This is a genomic window from Lentzea miocenica (assembly GCF_033949945.1).
In the GTDB taxonomy this organism is placed as follows: Bacteria; Actinomycetota; Actinomycetes; order Mycobacteriales; family Pseudonocardiaceae; genus Lentzea; species Lentzea miocenica.
In genome coordinates, this window is the sequence record NZ_JAXAVW010000101.1 from 1 (window position 1) to 916 (window position 916).

At 67.9% G+C, this 916-nt stretch carries 1 protein-coding gene; it reads right to left on the minus strand.

What is annotated here, in order from left to right; all coding sequences use genetic code 11:
- The coding region (locus SK803_RS46365; protein WP_319972645.1) for a glycoside hydrolase family 48 protein at positions 1–916 on the minus strand (916 nt) is incomplete at both ends.

Consider the following 916-nt stretch of genomic DNA (forward strand, 5'->3'; position numbering starts at 1 on the left):
CCGGTGGTGGTGTTCGCGATCGCCCACGGCACCCACTTGTCGAGGATCTTCTTCGCGCGGGCGTCCCCGGTCATCCGGTAGAGCGCGGCCGTGCGTTCGATGCCCCACACCTGGAAGCCGAACCAGCGGTTCGACGGCGGGTCACGCCACACCGGGTGGGCGTCGTAGTACATGCCGTAGAACGTCGGCGTGCCGGCGGGAGGCGTGCCGTACTGGCCCTCCCAGCTGTTCGTGACACCACCGGCGAGACCACCGTCGGCGGACTGCAACCACTGCAGCAGCTCCATCTGCCGGTCCAGGCTCTTCGCCCAGTCCTGCTGCCCGGTGGCGGACAACGGCTTGAGCGCCGGCACGTTCGCCAACGCGTGTGCCGCCAACGGGTTCTGGTAACCCTGGTGCGCAGCGCTGTCACCGATGCGCCACGCCCAGCCGGCGCTCGTGTCGGTCGCACCGCCCCACGCGTAGTACCAGGACATCAGGTAGTGCTCGCTGCTCTTGCCCGTGCCGCCGGGGCAGGAGGCAGGGCTGGTGCAGTTGCCGATGCGCTTGAAGTACTTGTCGAACATGGCGTACCGCAGGTAGTCGCCCATCTTCGCGGCCTTGGCGACCTCGGGCGCGACCTGGGACTCCTTGCCCTGCGCGGTAGCCCATTGCTGGGCGAGCAGTGCCACCTGCACCGCGCGGGCGTCCGCGTCCGGTGCGTTGGTGTACTTCCACTGCTTGGCGTAGGAGGCGTCCTTGGTGAACAGGTCTAGGTAACCGTTGGGGCCACCGTGCTTGAAGGTGTCGCACGACGGCTGCGGGATGGTCTCCCACACCGACTCGGACGAGCCGCGCTGGTAGGTGTTGATGTACGACGGCGCGGTGGTGCCGTCGCCACAGCGGCCGAAGCCGTAGGTGTTGTCGACGTCGATCA